Here is a 14,634-nt window from a genome sequence, read left to right on the forward strand (position 1 = left end):
GCTTACAAGCTGGCCCCGGCCAGCGTTTCGGTCAGGATCGGGGCGAGGCGCGCGGCCCATGCGCGCTGCTGCACCTCGGTTGCGATCAGATCATTGCGCAGCTCGATCAGCACGTTGGGCCTGCCATGCGCGATTGCGTGCCGTGCAATCGTATCGCCCGGCAGATGGCCGGTATAGGGCTGATTGTCGCCAACGCTCAGGTCCGGCTCGGCGCGCAGGCGCGCCAAGAGCGGATGCGCAAGCCGCGTGTCGGTGGAATAAAGCACCCCGATCTGCCACGGGCGCGGAGGGCGCCCCCGCAGCTGCGGCGTATAACTGTGGACCGACACCAGCACCGGCGCGTCGCGCGCGGCGGCCAGACGCGCAACCGCCTCGTGATAGGGCCGGTGGCAGCGGCGCAGCCGTTCATCCGCGTCCAGATCCGATATGCCGCGATTGCCGGGAATGATCGTGCCGTCATATAGCTGCATGATCAGCGTCGGATCCTCCTCGCCGCGGTTCGGGTCGATCACGAGGCGGGAAAAGCGTGACAGGATTGCCGGGCCATCCAGCGCTTCGGCCAGCGCGCGACTGACCCCCTCGGCGCCCGGATCATAGGCAATGTGGCGCGCCATGTCTTCGTCGGCCACGCCGAGGCTGCCCCCGTTGACGAAATCCGGCACCTCATTGGACGCGTGATCGCACAATACCGTCCATCGTCCCGGGCGGTCCTGCCCGTCGATGACAAATGGCTTGTAAGTCACCTCAAAACTCCCGTCTGCCCTTTGCCTCGGCGCAAAAGAATGGCATTGAAGCGCGCATGTGCCGGTGCGCTGCCCGGTGCCCCATCCTGCGGCCCCATAGTACAGGAAGTTTCACAAATGAGACGCCATCGCAACGTCAAGATCGTCGCCACACTTGGCCCGGCCTCCGAAACCTATGACATGATCCGCGCGCTTCATGAAGCGGGGGCGGACGTGTTTCGCCTGAACATGAGCCACGGCCAGCACGACGAGATTCGCGAAAAGCACCGCATCATCCGGCAGGTGGAAAAGGATCTGGACAGCCCGATCTGCATCCTCGCCGATCTTCAGGGGCCAAAACTGCGCGTCGGCGTCTTTGCCAACGGCGAGGAAGAGCTGGAGGAAGGCGCGGCCTTCCGCCTCGATCTGGACGAGGCCAAGGGCGATGCCACCCGCGTCTGCCTGCCCCACCCCGAGATTTTCGCCGCGCTCGAGCCGGGCGCGTCGCTTTTGGTGAACGACGGCAAGATCCGTCTCAAGGTCACCGACTGCGGCGAGAGCCACGCCAATTGCGAGGTCGTCATCGGCGGCACCATCAGCAACCGCAAGGGCGTGAACGTGCCCGATGTCGAATTGCCTCTGGCCGCCCTGTCGGAAAAGGACCGCAAGGATCTGGAGTTCGTCTGCCAGCTCGGCATCGACTGGCTCGCGCTCAGCTTTGTGCAGCGCCCCGAGGATGTGGCCGAGGCGCGCGATCTGGCCAAGGGGCGCGCCGCGATCCTCAGCAAGATCGAGAAGCCGTCCGCCGTCACGCGCTTTGATGCGATCCTGGCCGTCTCGGACGGGATCATGGTTGCGCGGGGCGATCTGGGGGTCGAGCTTCCGGTGCAGAATGTGCCGCCCATCCAGAAACGCCTCGTGCGGGCCTGCCGCGCCGCGGCCAAGCCGGTGATCGTCGCCACACAGATGCTGGAATCGATGATCGAATCGCCCGTCCCTACCCGAGCCGAGGTCAGCGATGTCGCCACCGCCATCTACGAGGGCGCCGATGCGATCATGCTGTCGGCGGAATCGGCGGCAGGCAGCTATCCGATCGAGGCGGTGAAGACGATGGACAATGTCGCCCGCGAGGTCGAGAACGATCCGACCTATCGCCAGATCATCGAGGCGTCGCGGATCGCCGCGCGCACCACGGTGGCCGACGGCATCGTGGCCGCCGCGCGCGAAATTGCCGAGACGACCGACATCAAGGTGATCTGCTGCTTTACCCAGTCCGGCACCACCGCGCTTTTGACCGCGCGCGAACGGCCCAGAGTGCCGATCATCGCGATGACATCGCTGCGCGGCACGGCGCGCCGCCTCGCGCTGAGCTGGGGGGTCAATTGCGTGATGACCTCCGAGCTTGAGCGCTTCAAGATGGCGGTCATCAACGCCGCGCGCGCCGCGCGGGCCCAAGGCTATGCCACCACAGAAGACCAGATCGTGGTGACGGCGGGCGTGCCCTTCAACGTGCCGGGTACGACCAACATCCTGCGCGTGGCCCCCTGCCAAGAAAGTTTGATATACGCCGCCGATCCAAGCTAGGATAAGCGCCATAGCTTCCTTGCGGGACGGGCGCGTGACATGAGCAGCGATCAGATTTTGGTGATCGGCCTTGTGCTGGGGGTATTTTCCATACCGGCCATCGTTTCAGCCCTTTCGGACAGGCGCACCCCGCGCGTGGCCGCACTGGTTCTGATCGCGGCGGGGTGCCTCGTGGTCTGGGCGATCTCGAAGAAGCCGACGGGATACAGCATCACCGATGTGCCGAAGGCGTTCGTGCGCGTGGTGGGGCAGCTGCTCGACTGAGGCGGCTTTGCGCTTGCAAGCGGGGCGCATCCCCCCTAAAAGGCGGGCTTCACCCGCGCGTCCGGCCCTGAGTGGCATGCCGAGTCGCGCGTTCGACCGACCAATAATGAGGAGCCGGAAATGCCCAAGATGAAGACAAAATCGAGCTGCAAAAAGCGGTTCAAGATCTCGGCCTCTGGCCGCGTGATCGCAGCACAGGCTGGCAAGCAGCACGGCATGATCAAGCGCAGCAACAAGTTCCTGCGCAATGCCCGTGGCACCACCACCCTGTCAAAGGCTGATGAGCAGATCATCAAGCCGATGATGCCCTACGCGCGCTAAGGAGAACACCAGATGTCGAGAGTCAAAAGCGGTGTCGTCACACACGCCCGTCACAAGAAAGTCATCAAGGCTGCCAAAGGTTACTATGGCCGCCGCAAGAATACGTTCCGCGTTGCGTCGCAGGCCGTCGACAAGGCCAACCAATACGCCACGCGCGACCGCAAGAACCGCAAGCGCAGCTTCCGCGCGCTGTGGATCCAGCGCATCAACGCCGCTGTGCGCAGCCATGACGAGGCGCTGACATACAGCCGCTTCATCAACGGCCTGACGCTGGCCGGTGTCGAAGTGGACCGCAAGGTTCTGGCCGATCTGGCCGTTCACGAGCCCGCAGCATTCGCCGCGATCGTCGAGCAGGCCAAGGGCGCACTGGCCGCCTGAGCCTGATTGCGATTGAGACATGATCGAAACGCCGCCGGAGACATCTCCGGCGGCGTTTTTCGTTGGGGGCGCTTGCGAGGGAGGCCCCTCACTAAGGGTTTTCGGGCCAGCGGCCTGCCCCCCTCCCGGCACAGCTTGCGCCCGTCAAAAAAGCCGCAGCACCAGAACCACCGCCACCGCAGGCACCAGCGCGGGATGCAGCACGTGGTCAAGATAGTTGCTGCTGCCCCAGCCCATCACCCACATGACCTGTGCCGTCACCGCCAGAAGCGGCACAAAGAGCATCCCCTGCCCCAGGCCATAGGCACAAAGTGCAAGCACCAGCACCGCCACCGGGATCGGCGCATACCCCAGCCGATACATATCCACCGGCACGGCCCCCGCCGCCGAGGCGAGGAAGGCCACGTAGAGCGCCAGAAACACCACCAGCTCCAGAGTGCCGAAAGGCTGCACTGGCACGCCCAAATTCGCCGCCATCTGGCGCAGGATGACAAAGGGCAGCACCGCCCCCACCGGTCCCAGCAGCGCCACAACGCCCCGCAGCGGAAGTGCATCGCGCAAGACCACCGCCAGAGCCACCCCGGCGACAAGGCCCAGCGGCACTGCCATCTGCGCCTGCATCCCAAGGCCCAGCAGCAGCCATGCCAGCCAGCCGACCAGTGAGGCCAGCCAAAGAACTGTCAGCATCCCGCTCATGTCCCAAGCGCCCAGGCGAGGTTGAACAGATGCGCGCGAATGCCTTTCTTGCCCGCCACGCTGTAGGCGAGCGCGATACGCCCATCCGGCAGCGCACGCATCATCGGATAGCGCGCATCGCCGCCGCCCGCCTCGAGCGTGCGCAGATGCCGCCACGTCGCGCCACCATCCTCGCTGAGTACCAGATTGAGGATGCCACCATCGCCCGCATCGTCGTTGACCGCCATCAGGATCGCATCACCGCCAATCCCCAGCGCCGCCACTGGCGCGCTTGGGTTGGGCATAGGTGTCTCGCGCACAGCCTCCCAGGTGCGGCCGCCGTCGCCTGTGCGGCTGATCAGCAGCCGCTGCCCACCGCTGTCGAAGTTGCGCAGAAAGGCCACGGCGCGCGCCGCATCCAGTGGCACGATCATGGGCTGGATCGCCTTCATCGGCCCGGTCATGCGGCGCATGTCGCGCACGCGCCGCTGCCCGTCCAGTCGCACCAGCGCGCCATATGTGCTGCCCATCTCGAAATAGGCAGGCAAGGCGTGGCTGCCATCGGCATAGGCCACCATCGGCGACTTCACCAGAAACGAGCGGTTGAGCAATGGCGAAAGGTCCAGCTTGCGCGCGTGCACAGGCCCCTCCGGCGCCATTTGCACCTCAGCGACCGAAGCCATGGCCCAGCCGCCCACCGAAACGGCAGTGGTGTAAAGCGTATCCTTGGCCCCGTCCCGCTGCACCGTGTTGCCCAGCGTCACAACCAGCTGGCGCGGCTCAAATGCCTCGGCCAGCGCGGCGCTGGTCAGACGGGGCGTGATGGGCGAGGCCGCGCCATCGGGCGTGATGTCGACGCCGACCACATCCACATCCGCCTGCGCCTCTTGCGAGCCGGCGAACCACAGAACGCTCATTCCCTGATCCTTCAGGATGATGCTGGGGGAATGGGCGATGCCCGTCTCGGGCGTGTGGTCCAGCACCGTCGCAAAGACCGGCGCGCCACCCCTCTCCATGGGCGCGGGCACGGCCCATTCCCACATCAGGGGAACGTCACGGCGGATGGCCCAGGCGCTGAGGCAAAGACTGAGCGCGCCAAGCGCCAGAACGGCGATCGGCACGGAGATATGCATGGCGGCGAGGGCCACCTTTAGCCGACCTTCAGGACGATCTTGCCGATATGGGCGCTGCTTTCCATCCGTTCATGCGCCTTGGCCACATCCGCCAGCGCATAGGTGCTGTCCATGACCACGCCCACGCGCCCGGCCTCGAGCAGCGGCCAGACCTCGCGGTGCAGCGCCTCCGCAATCCGGGCCTTGGCCAGATCGCTCTGGGGCCGCAGGGTGCTTCCGGTGATCGTGAGGCGGCGCATCATGACCTGGGCAAAGTTCAGCTCGACTTTGGGGCCGCCAAGAAAGGCGATCTGCACCAGCCTGCCATCATTGGCCAGCGCCTTGACGTTGCGCGGGATGTAGTCGCCGCCAACCATGTCGAGGATCAGGTTCGCGCCGCCCTCGGCCTTAAGAATCTCGACGAAATCCTCCTCGCGGTAGTTGATCGCGCGCTCGGCGCCGAGCTCGGCGCATTTGGAGCATTTCTCGGCGCTGCCTGCGGTGGCAAAGACGCGCGCGCCCATGACGTGGGCTAGCTGAATCGCCGTCGTGCCGATCCCGGACGAGCCGCCATGCACCAGAAAACGCTCGCCCGCCTCGAGACCGCCGCGCATGAACACATTGGTCCAGACGGTAAAGTAATTCTCAGGCAGGCAGGCGGCCTCGGCCATATCCATGCCCTGGGGGATGGGCAGGCAATGCGCGGCGGGGGTGCGCACGTATTCGGCATAGCCGCCACCGGGCAGAAGGGCGCACACCTTGTCACCCACCGCCAGCCCCGTGACGCCATCGCCCAGTGCCGCGATTTCGCCCGAAGCCTCCAGCCCCGGCAGATCGCTGGCCCCCGGAGGCGGCGCGTAGTTGCCCATGCGCTGCGAGATGTCGGGTCGGTTGACGCCTGCGTAGGCTACGCGGATCAGCACCTCGCCCGCGCGGGGGCGCGGCCGTTCGCGGGGCACGCGTGTCAGCACCTCGGGGCCGCCGTGCCGGGAAATCTCGACGGCTTGCATCATGTCGCTCATGGTCTTGTCCTTCAGTCTCGGGTCCAGCGGCCGGGCATGTCCGCCTGCCTCTTGGGCGCGCGCAGATGGCTCAGCACCTTCATCGGGCCGGCCATCAGCGCGCTGGCGATCTTGCTGTCATTCGCCTTGGCCTTCATCTTCTCGATCTGCATCACATCCTCGATGCGGCGGTCCAGAAACTCCCACGTGGCGGCGGCGTCCAGACTGTCATCACCCAGCCAATAGAGCACGGTCGAGCCATAGACACCCGACAGCGTCGCGCGCTTGGTGTACCAGTTGTAATCGTCCGAGGTATCCCCCAGCGCGGTCCAGATGTGATCGGTGGTGCCCCAGATCGCGCGCGCGCCGTCGGCGGCGTGCTGCGGCAGCGCAAAGAGGGTCGTGCCGCGGCGCACCATCTCGCGGTCGCCCGCCTCGATGCGCCAGCGCACGGCGGCCTTGACGCGATCGGTAAAGCGCATCTGGCTGAGGTCTTCGGCCTCGAGACGGTCCAGCATGGCGCGGTCGCCCGCCGCGTGATAGGCCAGCGCAAGGTCCACGGCGCCGCGCGGCAGGGCGGCGCGGGCAACGGCGGGGTCGATCCCAGCGTCGCGGGCCGAGGCGGCGAATGCCGCATGGCTCCACCCGTCGAAGGGCACATGTGCGGCGGCCGCGTCCAGCATTCTGGCGATGATGTCGGTGTTTTGCATGATCTTCTCCTGCTCAGGTCCACCCTAGACATATAGCGCGCGCTTTGCTATAGACGCGCTTCCTGCAATCTATTGCAACTTTAACTAGGAAGGTGGTGACACCACATGCAGGTTAGTGTTCGCGACAACAATGTCGATCAGGCGCTCCGTGCCCTGAAGAAGAAACTGCAGCGCGAAGGCGTGTTTCGGGAAATGAAGCTCAAGCAACATTTCGAGAAGCCGTCCGAGAAAAAAGCGCGCGAGAAGGCCGAGGCGATTCGCCGTGCCCGTAAACTGGCCCGGAAGAAAGCCCAGCGCGAAGGGATGATGTAAGTCATCGCTTTAGTGCGGTTTTGACCGACACGTATGAGAATTGAAGGACCCCCGAGCGTTGGCTTCGGGGGTTTTTTGTTTGTGTGGGGAAATTGTTCATCAATCTGAACTAGGATTTTCGTAGTATCAAACATCTATCGCACAGTTCAAAATCATGAAGTGAGAGATGGAGAAGAAAGGAAAACCATCTAGTTAGTATAAACGAAAAAAGCCCCCACCTTTCGGCGGGGGCCCTCCATCTTTCAACTCTAACCGCAAACCGGCTTACATGCAGTCCTTGATCTCCTGCACGTCAGGCCCGTTCGGTGTCCGGCCCAAATTGAAGGGGGCCGAGGCGTCGCGCCATTGGGCGTAGTCGTCGAGGTACTCCAGCATCGACACATAGACCTTGGCCGAGTTGGGGTTCTCGCAGGCCACTTCGACGATGACCTCGTTGGCCATCTGCTGGACTTGCTCCAGCGTCTCGTCGTCGTAGCGCGTGATCTCGACCTCTTCTTCGAACTTGGCGTAGGCTTCGGTCGCGCGCTTTTCGGTGAAGGCCAGCGACCACATCATCGTGGCGTCTGCCGCGATCTGCAGTTTTTCCTGAGTTTCCGGGCTCAGCGCGTCCCAGCTTGCCTTGTTGATCATCACGCCAAAGACCGAGGCCGACTGGTGCCAACCCGGTGTCGCCCAATAATCGGTAACCTGCTGAAAGCCGCCCGACCAGTCCACGTTGGGTGTCGAGAATTCAGCACCATCGATCACGCCGCGCTCGAGCGACTGATAGATCTCGCCGCCCGCCATGGACACCTGATTGCCGCCCAGACGCTCCAGCAGTCTGCCCTGCTCGAGGCCCGACAGGCGCAGGCGCTTGCCCTCGAGGTCTTCGAGGTTGCGGATCGGCTCGTTCGTGCGGAAGCCCGATTCGTTGTTGGTGATGCCGTAGGGCAGATATACCATGCCGAACTGGCCGTAGATCTCGTCATAGATCTCGGCGCCGCCCCATTCCAGGATCCAGTTGGCGTAATCGACCGCGTTGAAGAGCGACGGCGTGGTCGCCAGCGGCGAGAAGGCCGCATCGCGTCCTGCCCAATAGCCCGGCCAGTCGGCGCCCGCCTGAACGGTGCCGCTCTCGACCGCGCCAAAGACCTCGCCCGCCGGGACGAGCGATCCGCCCTCGAAGAATTCGATGGTCAGCTCGCCTTGCGTCAGCTTGTTGGCCAGATCGACGAAGTGCTTGTCCGTCTCGATCAGCTCGAGCGACGAGGGCCATGTGGTGGTCATGGTCCAGCTTTCCTGTGCCATCGCCTGCCCCGCGAACGCGGCGCTGGCGGCAGCAGCCATGAATGTGAGTTTGGTCATATTTTCTCTCCCTGGTTGGTGGCTTCAGCTTCCGTAAAGTGCGCTCGGCAGCCATTCCACGATGGGCGGGAAGGCGGCAACGAGGATGCACATCGCGACGATCAGCCCGATAAAGGGCAGGACGCCGCGAATGATGTGGCCGGTGCGCACCTCCTTGGGTGCGATGGCGCGTAAGTAGAAAAGGGCGTATCCGAATGGCGGGGTCAGGAACGAGGTTTGCAGCACGACCGCCATCAGGACGACGAACCACAGCAGGCTGACCTCCGGCATTTCCTGCACGATGGGCAGGAAGATCGGGAAGGAGAGCAGCACGATGCCCGTCCAGTCGAGGAACGCCCCGAGGATGAAGACGATGAACATCATCATGGTGATGAGCATCCAAGGCTCCATATCGAGGCCGCGGATGATCTCCTGCGTGGCCCTCAGCCCACCGGTGATGTTGAAGACGCCGGTAAAGGCGGTGGCGCCAATGACGATGAAGAGAATCATCGCGGAGGTGCGGCCCGTCTCGAGCATGGCGCTGTAGAAGGTGCGCCATGTGAATTTATTGCGTATGATCACGATCAGCAGGGCAAGACCCGCACCGATGGCCGATGCCTCGGTCGCCGTGGCGATCCCCGCCAGAAGCGAGCCGAGGATGCCGAAGATCAGCACAAGAGGCGGCAGCGCCTCGACCGCCAGCATCCGCAAGAGGGCGGGACGGCTGATCTTTTCGTCCTGCGCGACTGCTGGGGCCAGATCGGGGCGAAAGACCGAGATGACATAGACATAGACCGCATAGCTCAGGCCCAGCAGGACACCGGGGATCATCGACCCGGCAAAGAGATCGCCCACCGTCAGGGGCGAATAGCTGGCCATGAGAATCAGCATGATGGATGGCGGAATGAGGATGCCAAGGCAGCCCGACGCGGCGATGACGCCCGTGGTCAGGGTGGGCGCGTATCCATATTGCAGCATGGGGCGCAGCGCCATCACGCCCATCACGGTGATCGACGCGCCGATGATGCCGGTGGTCGCCGCCAGCAGGATCGAGATAAAGACAACCGCCAGAGCGAGGCCGCCGCGCACATTGCTCAAAAGCAGGCGCAGCGCCTCGAACATTCGGTCGGTCACCCCCGAATCTGACAAGAACCTCGCCATGAGAACGAAAAGCGGGATCGCAATCAGCGTGTAATTGTCCAGAACGTCACCAAAGACCCGGCTGATGACGATCCCCAGCACCATCGTCTTGCCGGTGATCACAGCCGTCAGAACGGCGGTGCCGCCCAGAACGAAGGCCAGCGGATGACCCATAAAGAGGCCCGAAATCAGCAGGCCGAACATGAGAAGTGCAATCAGTTCGGGATTCATCAGATGGCCTCTTCGGATGTGGTATCGACGTCGAGGATGATCTTGAGCACCTCAGCGATGCCTTGGATCAACAGAAGGCCCGCCGCGACAGCCATGGCGATCTTGAGCGGATAGACCGGCATCTGGATCGCGCCATACGTCGTCTCGCCCTGATTCCATGACGTCATCGCGAAATCCCAGGATTTGGTCGTAAAGACATAGGTGAATGGGAAAAAGAAGATCGCATACCCCAGCACGTCGATGATGCGCTGCCATGTGCGGCTGAAATTCTCGGTCACGATGTCGACCCGCACATGCGCCTTGTGGCGCAGCGCGTAGGCGCCCAGCATGACGAAATAGAAGCCAAAGAGCTGCTTGGACACATCAAATGACCAGCGCGTTGGACTGCCGAGGGCATACCGCATGACCACGTCATAGATGATGATACCGGCGAAGATGATGGCGACAACGGCGACAATGCGGCCAACCGCCTCGTTCAGGGCGTCGATGACGCGGATTACACTGTGCATGTCTGGTCCATGTTGTTCCCTCCGATGCAGCGTGTCGGCCAAATGAGGGGCAGCGTGCCCCACCGAAAATGACCGCGATGCGTGCCCCCCCTTAGGCAGCGCATCTGCTGTGATAACCCCACCTTATGGTTTCGAGAACTGATTGCAAGACTATCCCGGCCACGCCTCGGGCAAGTAACGTATGGGCAAGCGGCACATCGCGCGGGCTCGTGTTTTACCTTGATGCCCTGCGGCCGCTGTCGTATCGGATGCAGCCTGCGGCGCGCTGGCTTGCCATCTGCGGTGCCGACCCCAAAATTGCCGAAAGGTGCGTATCATGACCCCCATTCGCCAAGTTGACATCGCACTGATGGCCACCATCGTCGCCGTGCTGATCGCCACCGTGATCCTTGCATTCGTCGCGCCGGAATATTTCACGCTCAGCTTTGCCAGAGAAGACGGTCCAGTCGAGTATGGCACCGCAGTGCTTTTGCTGGTTGCCAGCGGCGTCATGGCCAGCCACGCCTTGTCCCTCTGGCGGCAGGGGCGCCGGGGCGCCGCGCTGTTGACGGCGCTTTACGGCCTTTTGTTCTTCTTTGCGGCAGGCGAGGAAATCTCGTGGGGGCAGCGCATCATCGGCTGGGACTCGGGGGAGTTCTTTCTTGAGAACAACAAGCAGGACGAGACGAACCTGCACAATCTGATGGTGGGCGACGTGCATCTGACCAAATCGCTCTTTGGTCCGGTCCTGACGATCTGCATCCTGCTTTATCTGGTCGCGCTGCCGCTGATCTATCCCAAAGGCGGGCGCATCGCGCGGCTGGCGGACCGGATGGCGGTGCCCGTGCCATGGCTCAAGCATGCGGCCATTGCCCTTGTCGCCAGCATCATCATCGCCGTGCTGGACGCAGACCGCAAATGGGAGGTGTACGAGTTTATCTTCAGCCTGCTGATCGTCTCGATCTTTCTCTTGCCGCAGAACCCGTCCAAGACGCGCTAGCCCAGCACGGCCAGCCGCCCCGCGCCAAAGTCGCTAAAGGATTTCATCCTCGTCAAAGAGGGGCGCTGCATCCATCTGGGCGACCACACCATCGGCTGCGAACTCGCCCCGCTTGGTGCTGGCGATGTGAAACAGCGCCTCGCCCTCGTAGACGACCGGCATGTTGGTGCGCCCGATCACGATCCCCGCCTCGTCGCAGATGACTTCAGATTCGACTTCGCCAAAGGGATCGGTGATCGCGCCCAGCACGGTGCCCTCATCGACGGCGTCCCCCGTCGCGCGATACCCGCGGAACAGCCCCCCCGCCGGCGCCCGAAACCAGTGCGAGGCGCTGCACATGACGGTGGCCGCGCGGGCGCGTGGCACGCCTTTTTGCGCGACCATGCCCAAGGATTGCATCACCCGCAGCACGCCCGCCAGCCCCGAGCGCGCAGCAAGCTCGTCAAAGCGCAGCCCCTCGCCGCCCTCGAACAGCAGCACATCGACGCCCGCCTCCTCAGCGGCCATGCGGAGCGATCCCTCGCGCAGCTTGGAGTTCAGCATCACCGGCGCGCCAAAGGCACGGCCCAGCGCCGCCAGCCGGTCATTGCCGGGCGTCAGGCGGATCTGCGGCAGGTTGGTGCGGTGGACCGCGGCGGAGTGCAGGTCGATGCCGATCTCTGCCCGCTGCACGATCTCGCGCATGAAAATATCGGCCAGCCGCGAGGCCATCGACCCTTCGGCACCGCCCGGAAAGCAGCGATTGAGATCGCGCCGGTCAGGCAGGTAGCGTGCGTTGTTCAAGAACCCGTAGGTGTTGACGATGGGCACCGCAAGCAGCGTGCCCGCCAGACCCCTCAGAGGCGCGGCGCGCAGCAGGCGGCGCACGATCTCGACGCCGATCACCTCGTCGCCATGAATGGCCGCCGAGACGAACATCACCGGGCCGGGCCTGCGCCCGTGCACCACATGCGCCGACAGGTTGACAGGCGTGTGGTCCGACAGGGTCGAGACGGGAATGTCCACGGTGCGGCGCGTGCCGGGGGCGATGCTGTGACCGGCGATTTCGAACGGCTGGGATGTCGGCATGGGCGCGCCTCCTTGTGGCAAGTCTGCATGGCGATATGCGCAATTCGCCCCCCTGTCCACTTGAACGCCGGTCCAGCGTGGCCGCGCGGCGCCGCGCGCATCACAAATCATGATGGCGTTTGATAAATATCTGTTACGATCCGTCGCTGCCGCAATTTTGCCCCCGAAGGATGCGCGTGCAAGCGCGCCCTTTCGGACCCGGACGACGACTGCGGTGACTCAATAAAAAAACAGGGAGATGGGACAATGACAACGAAACTGGTGGTGGGCCTTGATGGCCACCCCACGGGCGAGAGGGCGCTTGCACATGCGCGCCGCCTCGCCGAACTGATCGGAGATAGCGAGTTGATCGTGGCGTACATCGTCGAATGGTCGCCCTTCTCGTTCCAGACAGCCGAAGAAAACGAGCTGCGCCACAAGCGCCGCGAAGAGGAGATCGACACCGCGATGGAGCGTGTTGTCAATCCGGCCGTCCACCTCATTCAAGAGGCCGGGCTGAAGGCGCATGGGCTGGTGCGACATGGTGATGTCTCGGATGCGCTGATCGCCATTTCCAATGAAAAGGGGGCCGACCAGATCATCGTCGCGCGCACCTCGGAGGGCGGCTTTGCCAAGCGGTTCTTCGGGAGTTCCACCTCAAACCTCGTGATGAGCTCGACCGTGCCCGTCACCGTCGTCAGCTAAGGGGAATAGACATGAGATTTTTCCAACAAGCCCTTTTCGCCATTGCTGCCACCGCCGCCCCGGCCGGTGCAATGGCCCAGGAGGCCATATCGCTGGACGACAGGGTCAACGCGGCCTTCGCCAATGCGACGGGCCCTTTCGTCAACCTGATCTTTGCCCCCATCCCCGGCACCGCCTTCCCCTGGATCGTGATGTGGCTGGTGGTCGGCGCAACGATCTTCACCTTCTATTTCGGCTTTGTGCAGCTTCGGTTTTTTGGCCACGCGATCAAGCTGGTCAAGGGGGATTATGCAGACCCGAATGACGCAGGCGAGGTCAGTCACTTTCAGGCGCTGACTACCGCACTCTCGGGCACTGTGGGCCTTGGCAATATTGCGGGCGTCGCGGTGGCAATCGGTATCGGCGGCCCCGGTGCGACCTTCTGGATGATCCTCGCCGGCCTTCTGGGCATGGCGTCGAAATTCACCGAATGCACGCTCGCGGTCAAATACCGCAATGAATATCCCGATGGCACCGTGTCGGGCGGCCCGATGTACTACATGAAGAAGGGCTTTGCCGAACTGGGGCTGCCCGGCGGCGGCTTTCTGGCCGTCATGTTCTCGATCTTCTGCATCCTCGGTGCGCTGGGGGGTGGCAACATGTTCCAGGCCAATCAGGCGCACGCGCAGATTTCCGGCATCATTGGGGAGTATCCCGGGTGGATCACCGGCATCATCTTTGCGGTTGTCGTGTTCGCCGTGATCGTCGGCGGCATCAAGTCGATCGCGCGGGTCACGGAAAAGGTCGTGCCGTTCATGGGCGTCCTGTACGTGGGTGCGGCGCTGGTCATCATTCTGGCCAACTACGACCAGATCGGCACCGCCTTCGGTCAGATCTTCGAGGGCGCGTTCACGGGCCTCGGCGTGGCGGGCGGCTTTGTCGGCGCGCTGATCCAAGGCTTCAAGCGGGCGGCGTTTTCCAATGAGGCGGGCGTCGGCTCGGCGGCCATCGCCCATGCGGCGGTGCGCACAAAGGAGCCGATCACCGAAGGCTTCGTATCGCTGCTGGAGCCGCTGATCGACACCGTTGTCATCTGCACGATGACTGCGCTGGTCATCATCATCTCGGGCCAGCTGATCACGGACCCGGCCACCGGCCTTTTCGTGCTGAACGAGGCGGGCACGGCGATCTCGACGGTCGGAGACACCAGCGGCGTCGCGCTGACATCGGCCGCATTCGGATCGGTCATCGGCTGGTTCCCTTACGTGCTTGCCATCGCGGTCGTGCTCTTTGCCTTCTCGACCATGATTTCCTGGAGCTATTATGGCCTCAAGGCGTGGACCTACCTCTTTGGCGAAGGCAAGACGTCGGAGCTGACCTTCAAGATCATCTTCTGCGTCTTTATCGTGATCGGCGCCGCAGCCAGCCTGGGCCCCGTCATCGATTTCTCGGATGCGGCGATCTTTGCCATGGCGGTGGTCAACATCTTTGCGCTTTACTTCCTGATGAGGCTGGTGCGGCGAGAGCTCAATGGCTATGCGGCGCGTCTGCGTTCGGGCGAGATCAAGGAATACGCTCACTGAGATCTGTGCCGTTCCGACCAGACATGAGAGCACCCGCGTTTTGGCGCGGGTGTTTTCGT

The 14,634-nt window shown here is 63.4% G+C and carries 17 protein-coding genes; 8 read left to right on the forward strand and 9 right to left on the reverse strand.

Translation table 11 applies throughout. From position 1 onward, the window contains the following. Nucleotides 1–2 precede the first annotated feature (2 nt). On the reverse strand, nucleotides 3–743 hold the full coding sequence (locus V8352_RS13185; protein ID WP_336424760.1) for an N-formylglutamate amidohydrolase: 741 nt from the start codon (nucleotides 741–743) through the stop codon (nucleotides 3–5). A gap of 117 nt (nucleotides 744–860) precedes the next feature. Here V8352_RS13185 and pyk point away from each other — a divergent pair, with 117 nt between their 5' ends. The 4 genes from pyk to rplT all read left to right on the forward strand — a co-directional run bounded on the left by pyk (nucleotide 861) and on the right by rplT (nucleotide 3,269). Further along, nucleotides 861–2,306: a pyruvate kinase gene (pyk, locus tag V8352_RS13190; RefSeq protein ID WP_336424761.1), complete on the forward strand. Its 1,446-nt coding sequence runs from the start codon at nucleotides 861–863 to the stop codon at nucleotides 2,304–2,306. 39 nt (nucleotides 2,307–2,345) lie between these two features. Then, nucleotides 2,346–2,570, forward strand: a complete 225-nt coding sequence (locus V8352_RS13195) for a hypothetical protein (RefSeq protein WP_336424762.1) — start codon at nucleotides 2,346–2,348, stop codon at nucleotides 2,568–2,570. A gap of 120 nt (nucleotides 2,571–2,690) precedes the next feature. Continuing rightward, a complete protein-coding gene (gene rpmI, locus V8352_RS13200; protein ID WP_138933094.1) occupies nucleotides 2,691–2,891 on the forward strand; it encodes a 50S ribosomal protein L35 in 201 nt (66 codons plus the stop codon). 12 nt (nucleotides 2,892–2,903) lie between these two features. Further along, nucleotides 2,904–3,269, forward strand: a complete 366-nt coding sequence (gene rplT, locus V8352_RS13205) for a 50S ribosomal protein L20 (protein ID WP_336424763.1) — start codon at nucleotides 2,904–2,906, stop codon at nucleotides 3,267–3,269. 144 nt (nucleotides 3,270–3,413) lie between these two features. Here the strand turns inward: rplT and V8352_RS13210 are convergent, their stop codons facing one another. From V8352_RS13210 to V8352_RS13225, 4 genes are read right to left on the reverse strand one after another with little or no spacing between them, the layout of a single operon-like run. After that, complete coding sequence (locus tag V8352_RS13210; RefSeq protein WP_336424764.1) at nucleotides 3,414–3,965, reverse strand: hypothetical protein; 552 nt, start codon at nucleotides 3,963–3,965, stop codon at nucleotides 3,414–3,416. Beyond that, complete coding sequence (locus V8352_RS13215) at nucleotides 3,962–5,092, reverse strand: exo-alpha-sialidase (protein WP_336424765.1); 1,131 nt, start codon at nucleotides 5,090–5,092, stop codon at nucleotides 3,962–3,964. The genes V8352_RS13210 and V8352_RS13215 overlap by 4 nt, the downstream gene beginning before the upstream one ends. 2 nt (nucleotides 5,093–5,094) lie before the next feature. Continuing rightward, nucleotides 5,095–6,078, reverse strand: coding sequence for an NAD(P)H-quinone oxidoreductase (locus V8352_RS13220; RefSeq protein ID WP_336424766.1), 984 nt, complete (start codon nucleotides 6,076–6,078; stop codon nucleotides 5,095–5,097). An 11-nt stretch (nucleotides 6,079–6,089) separates the two neighbouring features. Further along, nucleotides 6,090–6,767, reverse strand: coding sequence for a COQ9 family protein (locus V8352_RS13225; protein ID WP_336424767.1), 678 nt, complete (start codon nucleotides 6,765–6,767; stop codon nucleotides 6,090–6,092). A 105-nt stretch (nucleotides 6,768–6,872) separates the two neighbouring features. Here V8352_RS13225 and rpsU point away from each other — a divergent pair, with 105 nt between their 5' ends. Beyond that, nucleotides 6,873–7,079: a 30S ribosomal protein S21 gene (rpsU, locus tag V8352_RS13230; protein WP_007118112.1), complete on the forward strand. Its 207-nt coding sequence runs from the start codon at nucleotides 6,873–6,875 to the stop codon at nucleotides 7,077–7,079. A 264-nt stretch (nucleotides 7,080–7,343) separates the two neighbouring features. Here rpsU and dctP read toward each other — a convergent pair whose 3' ends face one another. Genes dctP through V8352_RS13245 form a run of 3 tightly spaced genes read right to left on the reverse strand, consistent with a single transcriptional unit; the run spans nucleotide 7,344 to nucleotide 10,282 of the window. Continuing rightward, nucleotides 7,344–8,423 carry a TRAP transporter substrate-binding protein DctP gene (dctP, locus tag V8352_RS13235; protein ID WP_336424768.1) on the reverse strand — a complete coding sequence of 360 codons (1,080 nt, stop codon included), beginning with the start codon at nucleotides 8,421–8,423 and terminating at the stop codon, nucleotides 7,344–7,346. 24 nt (nucleotides 8,424–8,447) lie between these two features. Continuing rightward, nucleotides 8,448–9,773, reverse strand: a complete 1,326-nt coding sequence (locus tag V8352_RS13240) for a TRAP transporter large permease (RefSeq protein ID WP_336424769.1) — start codon at nucleotides 9,771–9,773, stop codon at nucleotides 8,448–8,450. After that, entirely contained in the window at nucleotides 9,773–10,282 is a 510-nt protein-coding gene (locus tag V8352_RS13245) for a TRAP transporter small permease subunit (protein ID WP_336424770.1), read from the reverse strand. The genes V8352_RS13240 and V8352_RS13245 overlap by 1 nt, the downstream gene beginning before the upstream one ends. A 316-nt stretch (nucleotides 10,283–10,598) precedes the next feature. Here V8352_RS13245 and V8352_RS13250 point away from each other — a divergent pair, with 316 nt between their 5' ends. Continuing rightward, nucleotides 10,599–11,261 (forward strand): hypothetical protein, encoded by a 663-nt coding sequence (locus V8352_RS13250; protein WP_336424771.1) that lies wholly within the window; start codon nucleotides 10,599–10,601, stop codon nucleotides 11,259–11,261. A 33-nt stretch (nucleotides 11,262–11,294) separates the two neighbouring features. Here V8352_RS13250 and V8352_RS13255 read toward each other — a convergent pair whose 3' ends face one another. Then, complete coding sequence (locus tag V8352_RS13255) at nucleotides 11,295–12,329, reverse strand: succinylglutamate desuccinylase/aspartoacylase family protein (RefSeq protein WP_336424772.1); 1,035 nt, start codon at nucleotides 12,327–12,329, stop codon at nucleotides 11,295–11,297. A gap of 246 nt (nucleotides 12,330–12,575) precedes the next feature. On the opposite strand from V8352_RS13255, the gene V8352_RS13260 reads away from it, so the two are divergent. Then, a complete protein-coding gene (locus V8352_RS13260; RefSeq protein WP_336424773.1) occupies nucleotides 12,576–13,013 on the forward strand; it encodes a universal stress protein in 438 nt (145 codons plus the stop codon). A gap of 11 nt (nucleotides 13,014–13,024) precedes the next feature. Beyond that, nucleotides 13,025–14,575: an alanine/glycine:cation symporter family protein gene (locus V8352_RS13265; RefSeq protein WP_336424774.1), complete on the forward strand. Its 1,551-nt coding sequence runs from the start codon at nucleotides 13,025–13,027 to the stop codon at nucleotides 14,573–14,575. Nucleotides 14,576–14,634 lie beyond the last annotated feature (59 nt).

It is taken from the genome of Roseovarius sp. D0-M9 (assembly GCF_037083805.1).
Classification (GTDB): domain Bacteria; phylum Pseudomonadota; class Alphaproteobacteria; order Rhodobacterales; family Rhodobacteraceae; genus Roseovarius.

What these genes read in the sequence shown, in the direction of transcription:
- V8352_RS13255 (WP_336424772.1), bottom strand. Translation starts at nt 12,329, where the DNA reads ATGCCGACATCCCAGCCGTTCGAAATCGCCGGTCACAGCATCGCCCCC.
- rpmI (WP_138933094.1), top strand. Translation starts at nt 2,691, where the DNA reads ATGCCCAAGATGAAGACAAAATCGAGCTGCAAAAAGCGGTTCAAGATC.
- dctP (WP_336424768.1), bottom strand. Translation starts at nt 8,423, where the DNA reads ATGACCAAACTCACATTCATGGCTGCTGCCGCCAGCGCCGCGTTCGCG.
- V8352_RS13245 (WP_336424770.1), bottom strand. Translation starts at nt 10,282, where the DNA reads ATGCACAGTGTAATCCGCGTCATCGACGCCCTGAACGAGGCGGTTGGC.
- V8352_RS13195 (WP_336424762.1), top strand. Translation starts at nt 2,346, where the DNA reads ATGAGCAGCGATCAGATTTTGGTGATCGGCCTTGTGCTGGGGGTATTT.
- V8352_RS13265 (WP_336424774.1), top strand. Translation starts at nt 13,025, where the DNA reads ATGAGATTTTTCCAACAAGCCCTTTTCGCCATTGCTGCCACCGCCGCC.
- V8352_RS13240 (WP_336424769.1), bottom strand. Translation starts at nt 9,773, where the DNA reads ATGAATCCCGAACTGATTGCACTTCTCATGTTCGGCCTGCTGATTTCG.
- pyk (WP_336424761.1), top strand. Translation starts at nt 861, where the DNA reads ATGAGACGCCATCGCAACGTCAAGATCGTCGCCACACTTGGCCCGGCC.
- V8352_RS13260 (WP_336424773.1), top strand. Translation starts at nt 12,576, where the DNA reads ATGACAACGAAACTGGTGGTGGGCCTTGATGGCCACCCCACGGGCGAG.
- rplT (WP_336424763.1), top strand. Translation starts at nt 2,904, where the DNA reads ATGTCGAGAGTCAAAAGCGGTGTCGTCACACACGCCCGTCACAAGAAA.
- rpsU (WP_007118112.1), top strand. Translation starts at nt 6,873, where the DNA reads ATGCAGGTTAGTGTTCGCGACAACAATGTCGATCAGGCGCTCCGTGCC.
- V8352_RS13225 (WP_336424767.1), bottom strand. Translation starts at nt 6,767, where the DNA reads ATGCAAAACACCGACATCATCGCCAGAATGCTGGACGCGGCCGCCGCA.
- V8352_RS13220 (WP_336424766.1), bottom strand. Translation starts at nt 6,078, where the DNA reads ATGAGCGACATGATGCAAGCCGTCGAGATTTCCCGGCACGGCGGCCCC.
- V8352_RS13250 (WP_336424771.1), top strand. Translation starts at nt 10,599, where the DNA reads ATGACCCCCATTCGCCAAGTTGACATCGCACTGATGGCCACCATCGTC.
- V8352_RS13210 (WP_336424764.1), bottom strand. Translation starts at nt 3,965, where the DNA reads ATGAGCGGGATGCTGACAGTTCTTTGGCTGGCCTCACTGGTCGGCTGG.